The sequence below is a fragment of the Bacillus pretiosus genome (genome assembly GCF_051294775.1).
Classification (GTDB): Bacteria; Bacillota; Bacilli; order Bacillales; family Bacillaceae_G; genus Bacillus_A; species Bacillus_A wiedmannii.
This window is the reverse complement of sequence record NZ_JBPPHF010000162.1, coordinates 1-309: the sequence shown is the minus strand read 5'-3', so window position 1 is coordinate 309 and position 309 is coordinate 1. Positions and strand designations below refer to the sequence as shown.

Below are 309 nucleotides of genomic sequence, written 5' to 3'. Positions count from 1 at the left end.
ATTCGCCGTTTTAAAGAGCCAGTTGAGATTGCTAGTAATGGGATGCTTATTATTGCTGTACTTGGTCTGCTTATTAATATTTTATCAGCTTGGATATTAATGAGAGGCGGAGATGTGAAGGGGAAGTTGAATTTAAGAAGCGCTTTCCTACACGTATTAGGCGATCTATTAGGATCAGTCGGAGCGATTATTGCTGCGCTATTTATTAAATTTTTCGGAGGGACTGTTGCTGATGCGATTGCTAGTATTCTTGTGTCTATTGTAGTGATTATTAGCGGATGGCGTGTAACACGTGATACGTTCCATATA

At 39.5% G+C, this 309-nt stretch carries 1 protein-coding gene; it reads left to right on the top strand.

The annotated features are described in order from the left end of the window. Positions 1-309, top strand: a 309-nt coding sequence (locus ACSG5Z_RS30325; RefSeq protein ID WP_435712792.1) for a cation diffusion facilitator family transporter, incomplete at both ends; no start/stop codon positions are given.